Source organism: Shimia sp. (genome assembly GCF_039969785.1).
In the GTDB taxonomy this organism is placed as follows: Bacteria; Pseudomonadota; Alphaproteobacteria; order Rhodobacterales; family Rhodobacteraceae; genus Shimia.
This window is the reverse complement of the sequence record NZ_JBDVNC010000016.1, coordinates 285,914-305,622: the sequence shown is the minus strand read 5'-3', so window position 1 is coordinate 305,622 and position 19,709 is coordinate 285,914. Positions and strand designations below refer to the sequence as shown.

Annotated in this window: 18 protein-coding genes; 17 read left to right on the top strand and 1 reads right to left on the bottom strand. The window is 55.6% G+C overall.

The window, feature by feature from the left end:
- Positions 1–431 precede the first annotated feature (431 nt).
- The 16 genes from ABJI08_RS08135 to ABJI08_RS08060 all read left to right on the top strand — a co-directional run bounded on the left by ABJI08_RS08135 (position 432) and on the right by ABJI08_RS08060 (position 17,391).
- A complete protein-coding gene (locus ABJI08_RS08135; RefSeq protein ID WP_348401315.1) occupies positions 432–1,604 on the top strand; it encodes an MFS transporter in 1,173 nt (390 codons plus the stop codon).
- A complete protein-coding gene (locus tag ABJI08_RS08130; protein ID WP_348401314.1) occupies positions 1,601–2,767 on the top strand; it encodes a thiolase family protein in 1,167 nt (388 codons plus the stop codon). The genes ABJI08_RS08135 and ABJI08_RS08130 overlap by 4 nt, the downstream gene beginning before the upstream one ends.
- Complete coding sequence (locus tag ABJI08_RS08125) at positions 2,764–3,153, top strand: zinc ribbon domain-containing protein (protein WP_348401313.1); 390 nt, start codon at positions 2,764–2,766, stop codon at positions 3,151–3,153. The genes ABJI08_RS08130 and ABJI08_RS08125 overlap by 4 nt, the downstream gene beginning before the upstream one ends.
- Positions 3,128–4,804 (top strand): AMP-binding protein, encoded by a 1,677-nt coding sequence (locus tag ABJI08_RS08120; protein WP_348401312.1) that lies wholly within the window; start codon positions 3,128–3,130, stop codon positions 4,802–4,804. Before ABJI08_RS08125 ends, ABJI08_RS08120 begins: the two co-directional genes overlap by 26 nt.
- Before the next feature lie 72 nt (positions 4,805–4,876).
- On the top strand, positions 4,877–5,722 hold the full coding sequence (locus ABJI08_RS08115; RefSeq protein ID WP_348401311.1) for a sugar phosphate isomerase/epimerase family protein: 846 nt from the start codon (positions 4,877–4,879) through the stop codon (positions 5,720–5,722).
- Positions 5,712–6,257 (top strand): dihydroxyacetone kinase subunit L, encoded by a 546-nt coding sequence (locus ABJI08_RS08110; protein ID WP_348401310.1) that lies wholly within the window; start codon positions 5,712–5,714, stop codon positions 6,255–6,257. Before ABJI08_RS08115 ends, ABJI08_RS08110 begins: the two co-directional genes overlap by 11 nt.
- Positions 6,254–7,285, top strand: a complete 1,032-nt coding sequence (locus ABJI08_RS08105; protein WP_348401309.1) for a dihydroxyacetone kinase subunit DhaK — start codon at positions 6,254–6,256, stop codon at positions 7,283–7,285. Before ABJI08_RS08110 ends, ABJI08_RS08105 begins: the two co-directional genes overlap by 4 nt.
- Positions 7,282–8,202, top strand: coding sequence for a tagatose 1,6-diphosphate aldolase (locus ABJI08_RS08100; protein ID WP_348401308.1), 921 nt, complete (start codon positions 7,282–7,284; stop codon positions 8,200–8,202). Before ABJI08_RS08105 ends, ABJI08_RS08100 begins: the two co-directional genes overlap by 4 nt.
- Positions 8,199–9,668: an aldehyde dehydrogenase family protein gene (locus tag ABJI08_RS08095; protein WP_348401307.1), complete on the top strand. Its 1,470-nt coding sequence runs from the start codon at positions 8,199–8,201 to the stop codon at positions 9,666–9,668. The genes ABJI08_RS08100 and ABJI08_RS08095 overlap by 4 nt, the downstream gene beginning before the upstream one ends.
- Positions 9,669–9,719: 51 nt before the next feature.
- Positions 9,720–10,457 carry a GntR family transcriptional regulator gene (locus tag ABJI08_RS08090; RefSeq protein ID WP_348401306.1) on the top strand — a complete coding sequence of 246 codons (738 nt, stop codon included), beginning with the start codon at positions 9,720–9,722 and terminating at the stop codon, positions 10,455–10,457.
- Positions 10,458–10,474: 17 nt separating this feature from the next.
- Complete coding sequence (locus ABJI08_RS08085) at positions 10,475–11,896, top strand: hypothetical protein (RefSeq protein ID WP_348401305.1); 1,422 nt, start codon at positions 10,475–10,477, stop codon at positions 11,894–11,896.
- 87 nt (positions 11,897–11,983) lie between these two features.
- Positions 11,984–13,036, top strand: a complete 1,053-nt coding sequence (locus ABJI08_RS08080) for an ABC transporter ATP-binding protein (RefSeq protein WP_348401304.1) — start codon at positions 11,984–11,986, stop codon at positions 13,034–13,036.
- Positions 13,037–13,068: 32 nt separating this feature from the next.
- The gene (locus tag ABJI08_RS08075) at positions 13,069–14,418 is read left to right on the top strand and encodes an ABC transporter substrate-binding protein (protein ID WP_348401303.1); all 1,350 of its coding nucleotides are present in this window, start codon (positions 13,069–13,071) and stop codon (positions 14,416–14,418) included.
- Between the two features lie 80 nt (positions 14,419–14,498).
- Positions 14,499–15,407: a sugar ABC transporter permease gene (locus ABJI08_RS08070; RefSeq protein WP_348401302.1), complete on the top strand. Its 909-nt coding sequence runs from the start codon at positions 14,499–14,501 to the stop codon at positions 15,405–15,407.
- Position 15,408: 1 nt separating this feature from the next.
- Positions 15,409–16,272 carry an ABC transporter permease gene (locus ABJI08_RS08065; RefSeq protein ID WP_348401301.1) on the top strand — a complete coding sequence of 288 codons (864 nt, stop codon included), beginning with the start codon at positions 15,409–15,411 and terminating at the stop codon, positions 16,270–16,272.
- A 9-nt stretch (positions 16,273–16,281) separates the two neighbouring features.
- Positions 16,282–17,391, top strand: coding sequence for a nucleoside hydrolase (locus ABJI08_RS08060; protein ID WP_348401300.1), 1,110 nt, complete (start codon positions 16,282–16,284; stop codon positions 17,389–17,391).
- 87 nt (positions 17,392–17,478) lie between these two features.
- Here the strand turns inward: ABJI08_RS08060 and ABJI08_RS08055 are convergent, their stop codons facing one another.
- Entirely contained in the window at positions 17,479–18,186 is a 708-nt protein-coding gene (locus tag ABJI08_RS08055) for a GntR family transcriptional regulator (RefSeq protein ID WP_348401299.1), read from the bottom strand.
- A 107-nt stretch (positions 18,187–18,293) separates the two neighbouring features.
- On the opposite strand from ABJI08_RS08055, the gene uxaC reads away from it, so the two are divergent.
- Positions 18,294–19,700 (top strand): glucuronate isomerase, encoded by a 1,407-nt coding sequence (uxaC, locus tag ABJI08_RS08050; protein ID WP_348401298.1) that lies wholly within the window; start codon positions 18,294–18,296, stop codon positions 19,698–19,700.
- The last annotated feature ends 9 nt before the right edge of the window (positions 19,701–19,709 follow it).

Sequence of the window (19,709 nt, the reverse complement as noted above, 5' to 3'; positions counted from 1 at the left end):
CCCCCATTCCGCGCTTGATCGGCAGACACCGGACGACGCATATTGCGCAGGCTTGGAGCAACGACACGCAGCATGAAACCTAAACACGATACATCTTAGAAACGCTGCAAACCTGTCCGAAAAGATGGGACCACTTCAATCTGTCAATTGGTGTCAAAGCGCTGTCCATAGGGGGCAAACTATGTGGCCACCTAAATCATGCCCGAAGGAAAAGGAACTTTAGTTCCCTACAAAATGGCCCGTCCAAAGAAGGCTTTTTCACAGATGTCGTTGCCGATCGCGCCATGAATGTTGGGTGAATTCGTCTGAGCCCAAACTTATTGGAGCAAGACCGGGTTTCGCAAACTGCGGGCGGGGTTGCCATATGTTTCGTGTAGCGTATATTGAATAGGACAAATTAATCACAACCTATTTTGAGGCGCGACGAACAGATGCCACATTCGCAACAGCGCAACGGTGAAGCGGCCTATGTGGGGCGTCATGGGCTTGCGCAATTGTTGCTTTGGAGTGCGTTCTATTATCTGCTTCCGGCGCTTTCGGGGCAAATTGCGCTCGAAACCGATTGGTCTGTGCTGTTTGTCTCGTCCACGTTCACGCTGGCCTTTCTGCTCTGGGCTTTGTGCGCGCCGATTGTGGGGCGCTTGATTGACGCCGGATTTGGTGCGGCGGTCATTCGAACCGGGGCAATTGCCGGAACGCTGATATTGCTCTGCCTGTCACAGACGTCGGACAAAGTGATGTTCAGTGTTTTGGTTGTTTTGCTTGGAATTTGCATGGCGGCGACGCTTTATGATCCGTGCTTTGCCATGATGATGCGGCGGCTCAAGGTGGCCGGGACAAATGCGGTGGCTTCGGTGACGCTGATTGCCGGTTTCGCGACACTGCTTACCTTTCCTCTGGTGATTGTGCTTTCATCCGGGATGGGGTGGCAACGGATTGTGCTGGTATTTGCCGCGCTTGCGGCGATTGCTGTTGTGGCGTTGCCAAAAGAGATCACGGGTCAGCCTGACACAGAAAAAGAGCGCGCCGGAATGCGGCTTGAAAAGGGTCCTGTGCTGATTGCTTTGGCCTTTGGGCTTGTGATGATGGGCCATGCAATCCTGCTGTTCTTGCTTCCGGTGGTGTTGATGCAAGGGCAGGGGGACACGAGTGTCGCCTTGCTGTCGCTGGCGATACTTGGGCCTGCGCAGATCGCCGGTCGGGTCGTCTGGAAATATTACGGGGCGGCGTTCAGCCCGCAAAACTGTGCTGCGGTGATGTTTGTTTGCCTGTGTTTGCCCGCGTCGTTATTGCTGTTTTTTGGCACCGCGCCGTTTATTGTCTATGCGGCTTTGATTGTGCAGGGCGCGTGTTACGGTATTCACACGATCCTGCGTCCGGGGCTGGCGCAGCGTTACCTGGCGGTGTCACATCTCGGGCGGGGCTTGGGTATGATTGCTATGGTTGGATTGCTGATGATGGCGTTGGGCCCGGCGATTGGCGGCGCGATCTGGACGTTTGCCGGTGCAACCGGACTTATCGGGTCAATTCTGGTGATTAACGGATTGGCGCTGGTACTTGGTCTGGTTCTGCGTGGCGTGGCACCAAAGGAGGCGTTGGTTTGATTTCAGATGTCCTGATCGCAGGTGGTGCAATGACGCCGTTTAACCGACGCAAAGATGGCAGTTCCTTTCGTGATTGGGCGCGGGCTGCGGTATTTAAGGCGCTCGAGGATGCGGGGCTTGAGGCAGCGGATATTGACACGCTTATCGTTGCTTCTGAAAGCGATTTTTTCACTCTGCAACTGAACCCGGCCGCATTGTTGGCGGATGAATGTGGCATGATCGGTGTTGCAGCCAAACGGGTCGAGGGTGGCGGCGCATCGGGCCATGTGGCGGTACATGCTGGCGTGGCAGAAGTGGCCAGCGGCATGTCACGGCGTGTGATGGTATTGGGTGTTGAGCCGTCAGCCTCCCATCTAAAAGGTGTGGATGTCGGCGCTCTCTATGGTCTGTCCTTTGATGCGTGGACTGACGGGATGACGGGCATCGATTCAACCTCGCTTTACGCGTTGTCCGCGCAGGCGTTTATGGCGCGGACCGGTGCCACCACGAATGACTTTGCCGCGATTGCTGTGGCCAACCGGGCACATGCCCGTGCGAACCCCAACGCCCATTTGCCGTTGGACATTTCCTTGCAGGATGTTGAGACTTCGCCGGTTGTTGCGTCGCCCTATCGCCGGCTGGATTGCTCTCCGCTCAGTGATGGGGCGGCAGCGATTATTCTTGGCCGCAAACAGGATTTGCCATCAACGGCGCGCTGTCGGGCGCGGTTTCGGGCGGTGTCCAATTCGGTTGACACCGTTCGTTTGGGCGAGCGCCGCGATCCCGGGTGTTTCCATGGCAAGCATGTTGCCGCACAACGTGCCTATACGGCGGCGGAGTTGTCGCCTGTGGATATCGGTCTGGCCGAGGTTTATGACAGCTATTCTGGCGCACAGCTTCAGGCGCTGGAGGCGTTGGGGTTGGGTAGTGACGAGATAATCAACGCCGCACGTGACGGTGTTTTTGCAGCAGACGGGGCTTTGCCTGTGAACCTGTCAGGTGGTTTGCTGGGGCAAGGGGCGCCGGTCGGCGCGACGGGCGTCGCGCAAGTTTTGACGGCAGCATTACAGTTGGAGGGCCGGTATTTCGGACTGCAAGCCGGACATGCACCGCGCTTTGCGCTTGTAGATACGCATGGCGGGATCGCGACCCTGAATGCCGTTAGCATTTTGGAGGCCCCGTGAAACATCGATTGACGCTGGATTATTCCGTCCCGGTGGGCGACTTGGCCCCTTATTTTGACGCCCTTGCTGAAGGAAAAGCGCTGGCCAGCGAATGTAGCGGATGTGGTTTTGTTGCCTTTCCCGCGCGCAATCTGTGTGGCGCGTGCGGGTGTCGAGACATGAAGTGGCGACAGCTTGAAGGCTCGGCACGCCTTTTGTTTCGCAGTGACGGTAACAGTAGCTTCGCACTGGTCAAATTCGACGGAGCCGACACCAAAAGCACGGTTGGGCTGATCCACCCGGAACGTACAACGCAAACAGGCGAGTTGGCAGCACCTTTGGGCGATGCGCCCGGGCTGTGGCTTGCATTGGCGGACGATAATGAAGGAAACGACGATGGAAAATGACATGTTTCAATCCTGGACCGATGCGAATTTGGCGGACATCGGGCTGGCGCGGGGTGCCGGGGCAATCGAGATCGATATCCCACAGGATGCAAACATTTATCATATGACCGTTGGTGCCCAGATTGCGGCGGGGCATGGGGATGCCCCCGCAATGATTTTTGAACACCCGGACGGGACAGTGGATCGCTGGAGTTTCGCTGATATCGATGCCGAGGCTGCGGCGCTCGCCGCGGAATTGCGCAAACGCGGTTATGGGCGTGGTGATCTGATCGGGCTTCATACCGGCATGCGGCCCGAAACTGCGATTGCCCATATGGCCGTGTGCAAACTAGGCGCAACCGCTGTCACGTTGTCCCAACTGTATGGCCCGGATGCACTGGCACATGCGTTGAACCACTGTCAGGCACGGTGCCTGTTGAGCACAGAGGCGGCGTGGGCCCCGTTGCGGGCCGAGGCGGCACGGGCGTTTCCGCATCTTACCGATGTTTTGGTTTCCGGGAGCTCTGCAGCTGAGGCGGATTTGACTGAAATCCTGCGTACACCTGCACCTGCTGATTTTGAGCCAGACTACACCGGCGCAGATGATGCCGCGTTGTTGATGTACACGTCCGGTTCCACTGGCATGCCCAAAGGCATTCTGCATGGGCATCGGGTCCTGGCCTCATATCGTCCGTCGATCAGCTTGTTCTTTAACCTGTCGATGCACGACGAGGATGCGGTTTTCTGGTCGCCTTCGGATTGGGCGTGGGTCGGCGGATTGTTGGATATGTTGTTCCCGGCGTGGCTTGCCGGACGTCCGGTGGTCACGTCAGAAGCGCGATTTAAGGCAGATTATGCCTATGATTTTATGGCGCGCCATAAAGTGACACATACTTTTCTCGCGCCGACTGCGATTAAGCGGTTGGCCGAGACAGCCGCGCCGCGTGACGCGTTTGATTTGTCGCTTCGGGTGATCTGTACGGGCGGCGAAGCGTTGGCGGCTGAAACATTGGCCTGGGCGGAAAACAGATTGGGTGTGGTTTGCAATGAGTTTTACGGCATGACCGAGGTGAACCACCTGATCGGAAATTGCGCGGCGCTTTATCCGCGCAGGCCGGGATCAATGGGCATTGCCTATCCCGGTCATGACGTGCGGTTGGTTGATGACGCGGGCAATGATGTTGCCGTTGGCGAACAGGGCGAGATTGTCACGCCCGATACCGCCCCGACGCGGTATCTGGGGTATCTCAGGAATGCTGAGAAAGACGCGGAATTGCGGTTGGGAAGCTTTATGCGGACCCACGATCTGGCTGTGCGGGATGCTGAAGGTTATTTTTGGTACAAGGGGCGGTCAGACGATCTGATAAAATCGTCCGGCTTTCGGATTGGTCCTGCTGAGATTGAAGAGTGCCTGTTAGCACACCCGGCCGTGGCCGAAGTTGGCGTTATCGGCAAACCGGATGCTGACCGGGGCAGCATCGTCAAAGCCTTTGTCAGGCTGGCCGTTGGGGCCGTTGGGGATGACGTGTTGTCGGCGGAATTGAAATCTCATGTGCGGGACCGGTTGGCGCCTTACAAAGCCCCGCGTGAGATCGCATATGTGGATGATTTTGAAATGACATCGTCAGGCAAAATCAATCGGCGGGCGCTCAGAGCCAGCGAAACGGCCTGAGAAGATGGTTGACCCGATTGATTTGTTAATACTAATATATACTAACAAATCAGAAATTGTTGAGGGGGCATTATGAAGTTTGGAATCCATGCAGGGCTTTGGATGAAAGCCTGGACGGATGATCCGGCCCCGATCTTCAAAATCGCTGCCGATATCGGTTTTGACGGCGTTGAATTGTCGCTTTTGGGTATTGGGACAGATCGCGCCAAGATGATTGGCAAGCAAGCAGCGGATTGTGGATTGGAGTTGACCTGTTCAACTGGTCTTGGTCCCGAGGCTGACCCAACTTCGTCAGATGCAGATGTGCGCGCAAATGCCGTTGCAGTTCTGAGTGAAGCCATCACAATAACCAATATGCTTGGTGCGCGTGGGTTGGCAGGCGTTGTTGCGGCCCCATGGGGGGTATTCGATCCCGACAACAAAGTCGTGCGCGCTGAGCGGGCGGCGCAGACATTAAGCAAGCTGGACGGCATTCTTGCAGATCAGAACGTGACGCTTGGCATTGAAGGTCTGAACCGATTTGAAAGCGACCTGACTTCGACCGCAGCTGAGACCTGTGCGATTGCGCGCGCGACTGGATCGCGCCGCATTGGGGCACTGCTTGATAGTTTTCACATGAACATCGAAGAAAAACACCCGTCTGCGGCCTTGCGCGCAGCGGGGGATACATTGGTGCATTATCACGTGTCAGACAATGACCGTGGCGTGCCGGGCAGTGGGCGTTATGATTTTCCAGCAGACGCCGCAGCGCTGCGCGAAATTGGATATGATGGCTGGGTCGTGGCGGAAATGTTCGTGATGGCTGGAAATCCAGCCAGCCGTGATCTGAATATCTGGCGTGATATTGAACCCGATCCAACTGTCGCCGCCACCCAGACATTGAAATACATGCGCGAGGTTTTTGGCGATGTCAGCTGAGGCATTTTTTACCCGCCTGCTGGCTGTCTTCACGGAACAGATGGCACATTTGAATGCGCTGGATGCAGCCGTTGGTGATGGCGATCACGGATCAACCATGCTGCGCGGCCTGACGAAAGCGGCCGCTGCAGAGGATGGTCGGCGTGCCAAAGCGTTTATGCGGGCCTCGGGCGGGGCGTCTGGTACATTGTTTGGTTTGATCCTGATCGGCATTGAGGCGCACCTGGAAAAGGGTGCAGATTTGCGGGCGCAGTTGCAAACTGCGTGTGGGCGGATTTGCGACCTTGGCGAAGTCAAAGTCGGTGACAAAAGCATGGTGGACGCGTTGTCCCCTGCTGTGGAAGCAATGCAAGACGGTGATCTTGGTGCAGCAATATCGGCGGCTGCTGCCGGGCGGGACAGCACCAAACCACTGGTCGCGCGCCGTGGTCGGTCACAATACGTAGAAGACGGCGGCAGGGGGCATATTGATCCCGGGTCGGTCTCGGTTGTGATCTTTCTTGAAACATTGGCCGCAACGGGACCCACCACATGAAAAAGCTGTTCAACACCGCCGAGACGATGGTTGATGATATGCTGGATGGATTTGTCAGCGCGTTTCCACAGGTCAAACGTGGTGCCAATGATCCGCGGGTCATTGTGCGCGACAGTAATGCCAAAAATGCGGATGAAAAAGTGACTTTGCTGATCGGCAACGGATCTGGCCATGAACCAATTGCGATGGGGTTCGTGGGGCAGGGCGTTCTGGATGCGAATGTGGTTGGGGATGTTTTTGCCGCGCCGTCGGCTGATCTGATCCTTGATGGCATCGCCGAAGTGTCGGGCAAAGCGGGCACCATTCTGCTGATCTCGCAGCATTCCGGGGATATGATTAACGGACGTGCCGCAACGATGATGGCGCAGGATGAGGGCATCAACGTGCTTCACCTGCCCATGTATGACGATATTTCCGCTGCCCCACCTGAGCGCAAGCATGATCGCCGGGGCGCGCCGGGTACGATGTTTATCTACAAAATTCTGGGTGCCGCCGCCGAAGAAGGCATGTCCTTGAACGATTTGTTTGAACTGGGCGAAGCTGTGCGCGATCGCATCGTCACGCTTGCTGCGGCTGTTTCGCCGGGTGTGTCTCCGCTGACCGGTCAGGCAATGTTCACCTTGCCGGATGATGAAATTTTCCTTGGCATGGGGGTGCACGGTGAACCCGGTGTTGGGCGTGTCAAAGTGGGCCCGGTGGCGGAATTGGTGGATCTGATGGTCGACAAACTGCTGGCGGATCGTCCTATCGAACAAGGTGGTCGAGCGTGTGTGATCATCAATGGCATGGGCGGCACAACAATGATGGAACAATTGACCATTTGGAATGAAACCCGTTCCAAGCTGAATCGCCACGGCATAACGGCCATTGCACCGATGATCGGCAGCTATGTCACAACACAGGAAATGGGAGGCTTTTCGATTTCGTTGCTGGAACCGACGGATGCGATGCTGACCTATTGGTGTTCAGGTTCTGACACGCCGTCCTTCCCTTCTATTTCTTCGGTCCAAAAGGAAACGACCTCATGAGCAAAGACATATTAAAGCTTGATGGCCCGGTGTTTGGCGTTGCTGTGGATCAGGGAAGTGGACTGGCCGCGGCAATCAAGGATGCGCGCGGCAATGCCGCGCAGGATGACGATTTGCTGCAATTCAAGCGCATCGTTGTGGAAACTCTCAGCCCCGAGGCCACCACGCTTTTGGTTGACGCCAATTACGGTCGCGAGCTGTTGCCTCACTATGATCCGAACTGCACTAAGATGCTGGCATTTGAGGCGGACGTTTACAAAATTTCGGATGAGGACCGCATCACGGCGCTGCCTTCCGGGCTTGAGGTTTCGGACTTTCCGCAGTTGGGTGCGCAAATCCTCAAGTTTTTCCTGTATTTCGGGCCAAATGACGCGCCAGAGCTGAACCAGCGCAAGTTTGATCTGGTGGAGGACATCGGGCAACGCTGTCGAGAAAACGGCGTAACGTTTCTGTTTGAACCCATCGTCTATGACCGTGCCATCCCGGATGGGACATCCGCAGACTATGCGATGGTGAAGCCAGAACTGGTGCGGGCCGCGACACAGGCATTTGCCGACCCAAAATTTGGTGTGGATATCCTGAAGGTCGAAATTCCGGTCAATTTCAACTTTGTCGAAGGAACCGGCGCACCACTGATGTCGCGGGCTGATGCAGAACGCGCATTTGTCAGCGCGGCTGAGGCTGCCGGAGATATTCCGTTGTTGTATCTGAGCGCGGGCGTCACGTTTGAACAGTTCCGCGACGCGCTGTCATTCTCGCGCAATGCCGGGGTGGATGCGCTGGGCTTTATGTGTGGTCGTGCGATCTGGAGCGATGCAATCGGCATATTCGGCGCTCAGGGTCCGGCGGCAATGGAGCGATGGATGCAGACCACCGGGCGCGCACGTCTGGCGGACCTGAAAGAGGCCATCGCATGAAGCTGTTAGAGCCCCATCGGGATGTATCGGCGTTTCTGGCGACATCGCAGGGTTTACGGATCGCGGATGCGCGCGTTGAAACCGGCGCGCTTTTGGATGTGATTGACCCTTCGTTTGATACGTTGGCGACGCAGGTTGCGATGGGCTCGGCAGAGCATATTGATGAGGCTGTTTCTGCTGCGCGACAGGCTCTTGCCGGTCCATGGGGCAGCATGACAGCGCATGATCGCGGTCAATTGCTGTGGCGGCTGGCGGATGCGATTGAGGCCAACAAGCAGATATTCGGTGAGTTGGATGCCATAGATAATGGCAAACCGATGCATGTCGCGCGCGATGTGGATGCGGTGTATTCAGCGCGTCATTTTCGATATTTCGCAGGTTGGCCCAGCAAGATCGAGGGCAAGACCATTCCGGTGTCGTCACCCGGTAAGATGAATTTGACCAAGGTGGAGCCGGTTGGTGTTTGTGGGCTGATCACGCCATGGAACTATCCCACGCTGATGGTCGCCTGGAAGCTCGCGCCTGCGTTGGCCGCTGGCAATACCGTTGTCCTGAAACCAGCAGAGCAAACGCCACTGACAGCGCTCTATCTTGCGGATCTGGCGTTGCAGGTTGGGTTTCCGCCCGGCGTTCTGAACGTGGTTCCCGGATTGGGACGCGATGCAGGGGCCGCTTTGGCGTCGCATCCCGGGGTCGATAAGGTTGGGTTTACCGGATCAACCGAAACCGGGCGGCGCATCGTTGAGAGCTCTGTTGGCAACCTCAAGAAAGTGTCTCTTGAGCTTGGTGGCAAGGCGGCGAACATTTTGTTTGCGGATGCTGATCTGGACAAAGCCGGAGCAGGGTCTTTCTGGGCATTGTTCGGGAATAACGGGCAATCGTGCACGGCGGGTGCCCGTCTGTTTGTACAGCGCTCTGTGCGTGACCAAGTCGTAGAGCGGCTGGCCGAAATGGCCAAGGCTTTGTCTGTGGGGCCTGGAATGGATGCGGCGGCGCATGATCTGGGGCCGGTTATTTCGCGTCCGCAAATGGACAAGGTGCTGGGTTATATTAATGCGGGACAGGCGCAGGGCGGCGAGATTGTTGCCGGGGGCGGACAGCAGGGTGAGACTGGGTATTTTGTGTCTCCGACAGTGATGCATTCCGTGACCGATGACATGACCGTGGCGCGTGAAGAGATATTCGGACCGGTTCTTTGTGTGCTTGATTTCGACGACGAAGATGAGGCGATTGCGCGCGCCAATGACACCGATTTCGGGTTGGCAGCGGGTGGTTGGACCCGTGATCTGGACCGCGCTATGCGACTTTCTTCTCAGCTTAAGGCAGGCACGCTTTGGATCAACACATGGGGAGATACCGATGCTGCTTCTCCCTTTGGTGGCATGAAACAAAGCGGTTACGGGCGTGAAATGGGCGAAGAAGCCATCGCGCTATATTCTCAGACCAAAAGTGTCTGGTTCGGCTAGGGAAATTCTGATTGGATATAACCAATTAATCTTATCCGCGAGGCGAGGCTCATGAAAGACACTGGAATTCCCAAATATCAGGCCGTTCACGATGAAATCTTGGCGCGTCTTATGGCGGGGCATTATTCCATTGGCACCCGGCTTCCGACTGAGGAGTTGTTATCCGGGACTTTCGGAGTCAGCCGTGTCACAATCCGCAAAGCGCTGGAAATGCTTGTGCGGGCTGGGTATTTGACCGCAAGACAGGGCAGCGGATATGTTGTTGCGACGCTGTCACCACCGTCTTCAACTTGCATGGCGTCCTTTACCGATCAGGTTCTCAACGAAGGGCGGATACCCGGAGCGCGATTGCTGGGCGTTGAAAATCCGACGAGCACGCTGTTACCTGCGGTGGCGCAATTGTTTGATGAACCGCTGATTTTGGTCCAACGGTTGCGCACGGTTGACGGCATGCCGCGCATGTTCACCCAGACATGGGTACCTGTTCGATTGGCGCCGAAAATGTCGGCATCAGATTTTCCAGAAGCCGGACAAGGGCAATCCATCTTGCGGATCTTCCGTCAGGGATTTGGCATTGACTGGACAACAGCGTGCGAAACACTGGATTCAGTTGTGGCCAATACAGACATTGCCGCGCAATTGGATATCGCCCCCAATACCCCGATTTTATCGCAGGCGTGCACCGCCTTTGACCTCAAACAGCAGCCCGTCTTTTTTGATCAGGTCTATCGACAAGGACCGATCAATTTTGATCTCTCGGGCGGCACTACACAACAGACTGGCACCTGACAGATGGAGCAAGCCCCATGCCTTTGACGATTGGCCTTATTAACGCGTCTTTGCCAAGCTATTTCCCGCAGCGTCACGGCGTTTTCGAGTCTGCGCGTACCATGCTTGACGGCATGTCTAAACGGGATGGTTATGTAATTGTCGAGGCGTCGGACATCCCGATGGACGCAATTCAGGCGCGTGCAGCGGTCGCAGAGGTCAAGGCTGCGGGGGCCGATTTCATTTTGTTGCTACATGGCGGTTTTACCATGGGCGACGTGGTGCGCGAGATTGCAAGAGACAGCCTGCCATTGGGAGTTTGGGCTACACCAGAACCGACACTGGTCGATGATGTTCAGTTGAACAATTTTGTGTCTCTGAACATGTCCATGTCGATCGCCCGGGGAGTGCGCGACATGGCGCGCAACCCGGTTCAATGGTATCTTGGTGCGCCCGACGACGCCGCCTTGGTGGCCCGGCTGGATCAAACATTGCGCGCATTGTCTGCCCGCAAGGCTTTGAACGGCGCGCGGATTGGTGTGGTAGGGGGCTTGGCGCCGACATTCTACAACATGGAAGTGTCCACCGACACATTGATGCAGTCTTTGGGCGTTTGGGTTGAACATGTCGACATCCACAAGATGACGGATTTGATGGCCGCGCAGGATAGCGCTGCTGTTGCCGCTGAACTGGCCGAAATGTCAGATGCGGCGCAGGTAAAGGGCGTTTCGGACGCGCAGATGGCACTTACGGCGCGCGCGGCTCTGGCGCTGCGGGCGATTGCGGTTGAAGGCGGATACGACGCGTTGGCAGTGTCTGACTGGCCAGCGTTGCAGGAAAACCCGGGGATGCATCCGGGCGCGGCGTTCAGTTGGCTTGAGGAGAAAGACAAGCTGCCGGTTGCCTCTGAAGGGGATGTTTTGGGCGCTGTGACCCAGCTTGCGGTTAAGGCACTAACCGGGCGGGTGGGGTGTTTGCTTGATATGACCTCGCCTGATCTGGAGCGCGATCAGATTTTGATGTGGCACGGCGGAGGTGGCCCTCTGTTCATGGCCCGCGATGGTGTCGCCTGGATTAACCATCCGATGATCGGTCGCGGAACCAAAGAGGGGCCGGTATTCGGTGCCATTGCAGATTATGAATTTGCGCACGGACCGGTGACGGTTGTGCGGGTTGTGCGACATGGAACGGCTCAGTTTGTAGTGCAAGGCGACGTAAACGAAGGTCCGGCATCGGGTTTCACCGGGTGCCGTGGTTGGGTCGGGTCATTTTCCAGCGACGCCAAAGCGTGCACAGCAGCGGACATCGTCACAACGGTGATGGAGCAGGGGCTTGAGCACCATTTTGTGTTGGTTCCCGGCCACTTGGAAGATGTTTTCAGCGAATTTGCGGGGTGGTGTTGCATGCAGCCGCTTGATGTAATCGCGGCGCATTCCGGGCTGCCAAAGTCGGTGAACTAAGAATCTTAACTGTTGACAGAGTCAAAAAATCGATCATATTTGTATTAACAAATTGAACGTTATGACTTTCCGAAAAGGGGGACCTGCGTGACAAAAGTTCAGCTCAAAGGCGTGCGCAAAGATTTTGGCGCATTCACTGCGATCTCGCATATTGATCTGGATATAGAGTCGGGTGAGTTGGTCGCTTTGCTGGGGCCATCCGGGTGCGGCAAGACCACGACGCTGCGGATGATCGCGGGTCTGGAAGTGCCAACCACGGGCCATATCCTGTTTGACGATGATGACGTTTCCGAAATGCCGGTTCAGGAACGTAATGTCGGCATGGTGTTCCAGCGCTACGCACTGTTTCCACACATGACCGTGGAAAAGAATGTTATGTTTGGCCTCAAGGTGCGTGGCACACCAAGTGGCGAGATCAAACAGCGGCTTGAAGAGATACTGGACGTTGTGCAGCTTGCGCAGTTCCGCGAGCGTTTTCCTGCGCAGTTGTCAGGGGGGCAGATGCAGCGGGTGGCGATCGCGCGCACGTTGATTACAAACCCCTCAGTCTTGATGATGGATGAGCCGCTGGCCAATCTTGATACCAAGCTGCGTGGCGAAATGCGCAGGTTCATACGTGAGCTTCAGCAGCGCCTTGGCATCACGACAATTTTTGTGACCCATGATCAGGTCGAGGCGATGGAGCTGGCGGACCGGGTTGCGGTGATCTTTGATGGGAAACTTGCCCAGTATGATGCGCCCGACGCATTGTATCAGCGGCCCAACAGCGTTGAAATTGCCGATTTTATGGGGGCAAGCAACATCTTTGAGGCTCAGGTCAGTAACGGCGTTGCCAAAACGGCCTTTGGTGATCTTGAGCTGGATACAACGGCAACGCCTGTCCGCAATGGCGCAGGGCGTGTCCTGTTACGTGGTGAGGCGATTGATCTGCTGCTTAACGCAGGGGAGGCGGATCAGAATGTCATTGCCGGGAAGGTGATCGCGCGTGAGTTCTTTGGTGCAACGGTCAACTATACGGTCGAATGCACAGGCGAAACGATCATCGTGAACGAACAGTCTCGGCGCATGATTGACGTGGGTCAGGACGTTTGGCTGACCATTCAGCCACAACGCATCTGGGTCATCCAGGATGGTGCGTAAGCCTTAAATAGAATTTTATGGGAGGAAGAAAAATGAAGAAGCTACTGATGGGTTTGTCAGTCACGGCATGTCTGATGACCAATACTGCAATCGCCGAGGACGCCGATGCGGCTGCGTTCCGCGATGGATTTTTGGCTGGGAATGTAACCTGGGAAGACGTGCAGGCGCGGGCCAAAACAGAAGGCACTGTGAACCTGTATTATTGGGGTGGGAGCGATCCAATCAACATCTGGATGGACCAGATCGTTGCCCCGGATCTCGCCAAGCTGGGTGTAACTCTGAACCCGGTGCGGATCACTGGCACAAAAGACGCAATCGATCTGGTGCTGGCGGAAATGGGCTCTGGCAAAGGTCTGGGCGAAGGCAGCGTCGATGCGATCTGGCTGAACGGCGAGAACTTTGCCACGCTGAAGCGCCAGAATGCATTGTTCGGCGCATTTGCCGATAAGGTTCCAAACAGCGGCAACATCGAATGGAATGCGGATGATCCGCGTGCGCTTTTGAACCTGCGTGACTTTGGTGTTGAGACAGGTAATGCCGAAATGCCATGGTCGGGTGAGCAGTATGTCTGTGCAGTCAATACCAATCGTCTGGATCGCGCCAACGCGCCCAGCACATTTGCTGAGCTGCAAAGCTACCTCGAAGCCAATCCCGGCAAGTTCACATATGTGAAGCCGCCGCATTACATCGGCAATACATTTGTGCAGGCCGCGGTCTATGCGCATAACCCCGATGGCACTGGTGCTGAACCGTTTCAGCAGTCCATCAGCGAAGTAGGCGCCGAAGAACTGGCGCGCCTGATCACACCGGGTCTGGAGTATCTTGAAGCGCTGGAGCCGCATCTGCTGGGTGCACAAAGTGGCAATGCCCGGTATGCCGAAGACAATGGTGCGCTGGACGGATTGTTCCTGAATGGCGAGATCGATATCGCCTGTAAATTCGGCCTGTATGCGGTTGCGACCGGCCTGTCGAATGGCACGTATCCTGAAGGTGCCGAGGCGATTGTGTTTCCAGAAGGTAACATGATCAAGAACAAGAACTATCTTGCCATTCCCGCCAATGCGCCAAACCCTGCGGCATCGCTGGTGATGACCAACTATATGTCATCGGTCGAAGCGCAGGTTACCAAGCTGAAGTTCACTGGCATGCCTCCGGGTGTTGACCCATGGAAGCTGAGTGAGGCGGATGTTGCAGCCCTGACCGAAGCATCCCCGGGTCTGATCGGTGTCACCCAAGCTGATCTGGATGCGAATACCGCACCGGATACCAACGCGACTTTGGTGGATGTCATCGAAGCGACGTGGCTTGAATACATCGAACGCGACAGCTCTGACGGTATCGATGTGATCGTCGCACGCGCTGTTGAAAATCTGGCACAATGAACTCCCCGATTGTGACCTGATTAATCAGGACCCCGGTTCCGGCCGGGGTCTTGGTGGCCTCTCGTCTAAAAGGACAACTCATGTCGACCCCCAAAACAACGGAATTGGCCCGCCACCGCAAGGAACGCATGTGGATGTGGGTTCAGTTGATGCCCGTCCTTGCCGTACTCAGCGTTTTGTTTGGCGGCGCGTTGATTCTAGCGGTGATGCAATCGCTGGGATTTGCGCCGTGGTTTGGGGTGAATACTTTTCCCGACCTGAGCTATTTTAACGCGCTCTGGGGAAACTGGTCATTCTGGCAATCTCTTGCGCTGACCCTGTACTACGCGATTGTTTCTACCGTGATTGCGCTGGTGATGGGTATTTTGCTTGCGTTGGCATTGATCCGCATGTTTCCGGGAAAATCCCTGTACAAGTATCTCTATAAACTGCCTTTGATGATCCCCTATACGGTTGGCATCGCGTTGGCAGTGATCATGCTGGGCAATGGAGGTATGATCTCGCGGATATCTGCTTTCGTCGGCCTGATTGGTGATCCATCCGAATTTCCGCAGATCCTGAAAACGCATTATGGCTGGGGCATCATTGCAGTCTATGTTTGGAAACAGACACCTTTTGTTACGCTCACAATCTATGCGGTTCTGCTTGGGGTTGGGCGTGAAACAGAAGAGGCCGCAGCCATTCTGGGGGCCAACAAACGCCAGATATTCTTTCAGGTGACATTGCCGCAGATTTTGCCGGGTATTGTGTCGTCGACCCTGATCATCTTTGCATTCAACATTGGTGCGTTTGAAGCGCCATTTATTCTGGGCGGCGGTTTCCCGGATACGCTTCCGGTGGTGGCTTGGCGTTACTTCAATGATGCAGACTACACGCTGCAGCTTCAGGGGATGGCCGTTGTGGTGTCCATCGCTGTGATCGCAAGCGTCATCCTTTACAGTTATCTGGCTTTCTATCGCCGGTACGAACGCCGGATCGGGAGAAACTGATATGGCCCGCCGACAGATCAAAGCCGCCCTGAACACACGTCTTTCGACCTTTCAGAAAATATACTTGCTGCTGATTGCAGGATTTATTCTTGGTCCATTCATTCCGCTGCTCATCCAAAGCTTTGCCTTTCGCTGGGCGTGGCCGGATATGCTGCCCAGCACGTGGTGGTTAGAGCAACGTGAAAAGTCACTGTTACCCTTGGCGTGGGATTATGTGCTGTCCCCCTACAGCCGGGTCTGGGAGGCGACGGTAAACACCGTTTTCATCGGCACAGTGGTTACGGTGATTTGTCTGGCGATTTGCCTGCCAGCCGCGCGCGTTCTGGCGCGTGAGAAGTTCCGCGGAAAAGCGGCGTTTGAGTTTTTCCTGTCGATGCCCCTGATCGTGCCTGAGGCCGCCATCGGCATCGCGCTGCTGATGATATTCATCAAACTGGGACTGGCGGGAAGCTATATCGGCATCATCATTGTGCACCTGATCCCGACGATCCCCTACATGATCCGCATGCTGACGGCGGTTTATCAGGGGCTGGGCCGCGACTTTGAAGAGCAGGCCATGATCCTGGGCGCGTCGCGTTGGCAGGTCATGCGGCTTGTGACATTGCCAATGCTGTTGCCGGGTGTTGTGGCGGGTGCTTTGTTCACCTTTCTGGTTTCAACCAACATCTTCCTGCTGACGTTCTTTATGGGGCAAGGCAAGATTATCACGCTGCCGACATTGCTGTTCTCGAAAATTGCCGGGGGTACGCTTGATGCTTCTGCCGCAGGGATCACGTTGGTTGTGACCATTCCGGGGATCATTCTGTTGCTGATCACCGAACGCTTTATCAAGGAAGAGGCCTTTGGAAAAGGTTTCGGAAACTAAGGAAATCCCATGACGTCACTTGCTGAAATCGCCGCCCGTTTTCCGAAACTCGACCCTGCCTTGATGGAGAGCCGTCTGAGGCGTCCGGGATCGAACGCGCGCGTGATCATTGACACTGATACTGCGAACGAGATTGACGACCAATATGCGGTGGCGTGGGCGTTGCTGTCGCCGGAGCGATTGAGGCTGGAGGGCGTGACGGCCGTGCCGTTTTCATTCCAACATCATCGCGAGGGGCTGATCAAGTCTGTAGAAATCTTGCGTAACGGTGGCCCGCAGAATGAAGTCGAAGAGAAGTTCATGGGCGGGCTTGGCGGCTGGGCGCAGCGGATCATTGATGCCGGGCGCAAGGCCGAAGAGGTGAAGTTTGTGTCACCCGAAGAAGGCGTCGAGCTGTCCTATCAAGAAATACTGACTATTTTTGAGAAATGTGGTGTGCCGTCCAAGGGCAAGGTTTTTCGCGGCGCGCCCGGGTACCTGACGGATTACGATACACCTTTGGAAACCGAGTCCACACGTTTTATCATCGAACAGGCGCGCAAGCGTGATGAGGGGCCGGTTTATATTCTGGCGATGGGGGCGCTGACGAATATCGCGTCCGCGCTTTTGGTTGCGCCTGATATCATCGACAATATCGTGGTCGTCTGGACCGCGTCATTCCCGAGCTATGCGCCCTTTTGTAATGCTCCGTCTCTAAACCTTGTGCAGGACAAGCTGGCGTCGCGGCTTTTGTTCGAATGCGGCGTACCGCACGTATATCTGCCCGGCTATCACGTGGGTGCACAGTTAAAGATTTCACATCCGGAAATGGAGAAGTTTGTAAAACCCAAAGGCGCTATTGGCGCTTATCTTTGGCATCTTTACACAAATAACCCCCTGCACGAGATGTTTGCGATCACCGGTCAAGAGACCAAAACATGGGTGATTTGGGATATTATCAATGTCGCGTGGCTGTTTGACGACGATTATGTTTCCATGCGCATGACGACGTCTCCAGCGCTGAACGAAGAGTTGTACTGGGAAACGGATGCAGATCGGCACATGATGGCCGAGGCCTATGACTTGAACCGTGATGCGATATATGAAGATTTCTACCGCACACTGGAACGCGCGCCCTAAACGCGAAGCTTGATCAACTTGCGGTCAGGAGTTTTGTGCGATTGATTGAAATCGTATCGTTTGCACGAGGTTTGGCTTGAAGCTGTTTTAATCTCGTGTCGACGTTATCTCGAAATACTCCGGATAGAGATCCATCATGGCAGGCAAGGTGTCCTTGACTGCGGTGATATGGCCGCGCAGCAACTGTTCCGCTTTGGCGGCAGTGCCATCGACAATGGCGTCCAGGATTTTTGTGTGATCGGCGATGACGTACTTGCGTCTTTCCTCAGACAACGACAAATACCGGAGCCGATCCAGATGAGCTTTCTGTTGGCGGATAAGGGGCCAAACGTGGTCGTGGCCTGATACCTTGCAAATCAGCTCGTGAAAGGCTTCGTCAATGGCGTGAAAACCGGCGGCATCGCCTGACGCGGCACGTTTATGGGCCGCAATGCTTTCTTGCATGTCCTTGATCAGCCGGGGTTTATCTACGACCAGGGCTACGCGCAGGCATTCTGCTTCTAGCGCGGTTCTTGTAAAAACGGCGTCATGAATTGCGCGCAGGGAAATTTGCGTGATGAGCGTTGGGCGTTGCGGTCGGATTGCCAGAAACCCCAGGCTTGAAAGGCGGAAAAACGCGTCTCGGACAGGTTGACGCGACACGTCGAGCTGTTTCGCAAGCTCGTATTCCGAGACTTTTGTTCCGGGCGGCAGTTTGACGGAAATCACCGCGTCATAGAGCGCGTCAAAGACGCGGTCCGTCGCTGTAACTCCTGACGATTTCGGCAGTTCAATGGCAGGGACTTCGACGCGCATTTTCTTTCCAAAGGCAAGTTCCGGCCACTGTAGAAGCAATTGAGTTTTGACTCAACTGATCATCTAGCATATTAGAAGACCAGATTCAGAATGTGAGGCTTTCTCCTGTGACTTTGACAGACCCGGACCGTCTTTTCCCGGCCACCCAGCGTCAGCGTGACATGGCGCGTGCACTTTATGCTTCGGTGGCTGATCTCCCAATTCTAAGCCCGCATGGGCATTGTGACCCAAGTTGGTTTGCGGAGAATGAGCGTTTTCCAAACCCGGCTGAGCTTTTTGTCGTGCCAGATCACTATGTCCTGCGGATGCTGGTCAGTCAGGGTGTGTCGCTGGCCGATCTGGGTGTCCCCCGCATAGACGGTGGCGCAATTGAGGGTGATCCGCGCAAAATATGGCGTCGCTTTGCAGATGGCTTCGCGCTTTTTCGGGGAACTCCGTCGGCCATGTGGTTGGATCATTCGTTTGAGCATGTGTTTGAAATTTCTCAGGCTCTGTGTCCGCAAACGGCGGATGCAATATATGATCAGATCGAAGCGAAACTGGCGACAAATTCCTTTCGTCCACGCGCCTTGTTTGAACGATTTGGTATCGAACTGCTCGCCACAACTGAGGGCGCACTGGATGATCTGCGCTGGCATCAGGCGATAAAGGACAGCGGCTGGACAGGCCGCGTCACGACAACATATCGCCCCGACGCGGTTGTGGACCCTGAGTTTGAAGGGTTTGTGGAAAATGTCGCGGCGCTGGGTCAACTCACTGGTGAAGATACAATGACGTGGTCCGGCTATCTTGGGGCGCACCGCGCGCGCCGGGCGTTTTTCAAGTCTTACGGGGCAACAGCGTCGGATCACGGCCATCCGAGCGCGACCACCGCAAATCTAAGTGCCCACGAGGCGAGCGCACTGTTTGACAGAGTTATTTCTGGCGAATTCACAGCTCAGCAGGCCGAGATGTTCCGCGGCCAAATGTTGACCGAAATGGCCAAGATGAGCCTTGATGACGGCTTGACGATGCAAATTCATGCGGGATCACGTCGCAATCACAGCGCGGATGTTTTTGCGCGGTTTGGGCGGGACAAAGGGTTCGATATTCCGGGCCGCACAGATTACGTGGAAGCGTTGAAGCCGCTTTTGGATGCGGTTGGGATGGAGCCAGATCTGACAGTGATCTTGTTCACCTTGGATGAGACGGTTTATGGGCGCGAGCTTGCGCCCTTGGCTGGTGCTTATCCCGCGTTGAAGTTGGGGCCACCCTGGTGGTTCTTTGACAGTTACGAAGGCATAAAACGGTTCCGCGAAGCGACAACCGAAACTTGTGGTTTCTACAATACCGCCGGGTTTAACGATGACACACGGGCGTTTTGTTCTATCCCAGCGCGCCATGACGTGTCGCGCCGCTCTGACAGTGCGTATTTGTCCACGCTAGTGACCACCGGCCGCCTTCGTGAAGCGGAGGCCTTTGAGGTTGCCCATGACCTTGCCTATGGCCTTGCAAAAACAGCCTATAACCTTTGATTTGAAAGC

Excerpts from the sequence above, each read along its gene's own strand:
- ABJI08_RS08135 (WP_348401315.1), top strand. The coding sequence starts at position 432 with ATGCCACATTCGCAACAGCGCAACGGTGAAGCGGCCTATGTGGGGCGT.
- ABJI08_RS08120 (WP_348401312.1), top strand. The coding sequence starts at position 3,128 with ATGAAGGAAACGACGATGGAAAATGACATGTTTCAATCCTGGACCGAT.
- ABJI08_RS08115 (WP_348401311.1), top strand. The coding sequence starts at position 4,877 with ATGAAGTTTGGAATCCATGCAGGGCTTTGGATGAAAGCCTGGACGGAT.
- ABJI08_RS08110 (WP_348401310.1), top strand. The coding sequence starts at position 5,712 with ATGTCAGCTGAGGCATTTTTTACCCGCCTGCTGGCTGTCTTCACGGAA.
- ABJI08_RS08105 (WP_348401309.1), top strand. The coding sequence starts at position 6,254 with ATGAAAAAGCTGTTCAACACCGCCGAGACGATGGTTGATGATATGCTG.
- ABJI08_RS08100 (WP_348401308.1), top strand. The coding sequence starts at position 7,282 with ATGAGCAAAGACATATTAAAGCTTGATGGCCCGGTGTTTGGCGTTGCT.
- ABJI08_RS08095 (WP_348401307.1), top strand. The coding sequence starts at position 8,199 with ATGAAGCTGTTAGAGCCCCATCGGGATGTATCGGCGTTTCTGGCGACA.
- ABJI08_RS08090 (WP_348401306.1), top strand. The coding sequence starts at position 9,720 with ATGAAAGACACTGGAATTCCCAAATATCAGGCCGTTCACGATGAAATC.
- ABJI08_RS08085 (WP_348401305.1), top strand. The coding sequence starts at position 10,475 with ATGCCTTTGACGATTGGCCTTATTAACGCGTCTTTGCCAAGCTATTTC.
- ABJI08_RS08075 (WP_348401303.1), top strand. The coding sequence starts at position 13,069 with ATGAAGAAGCTACTGATGGGTTTGTCAGTCACGGCATGTCTGATGACC.
- ABJI08_RS08070 (WP_348401302.1), top strand. The coding sequence starts at position 14,499 with ATGTCGACCCCCAAAACAACGGAATTGGCCCGCCACCGCAAGGAACGC.
- ABJI08_RS08065 (WP_348401301.1), top strand. The coding sequence starts at position 15,409 with ATGGCCCGCCGACAGATCAAAGCCGCCCTGAACACACGTCTTTCGACC.
- ABJI08_RS08060 (WP_348401300.1), top strand. The coding sequence starts at position 16,282 with ATGACGTCACTTGCTGAAATCGCCGCCCGTTTTCCGAAACTCGACCCT.
- ABJI08_RS08055 (WP_348401299.1), bottom strand. The coding sequence starts at position 18,186 with ATGCGCGTCGAAGTCCCTGCCATTGAACTGCCGAAATCGTCAGGAGTT.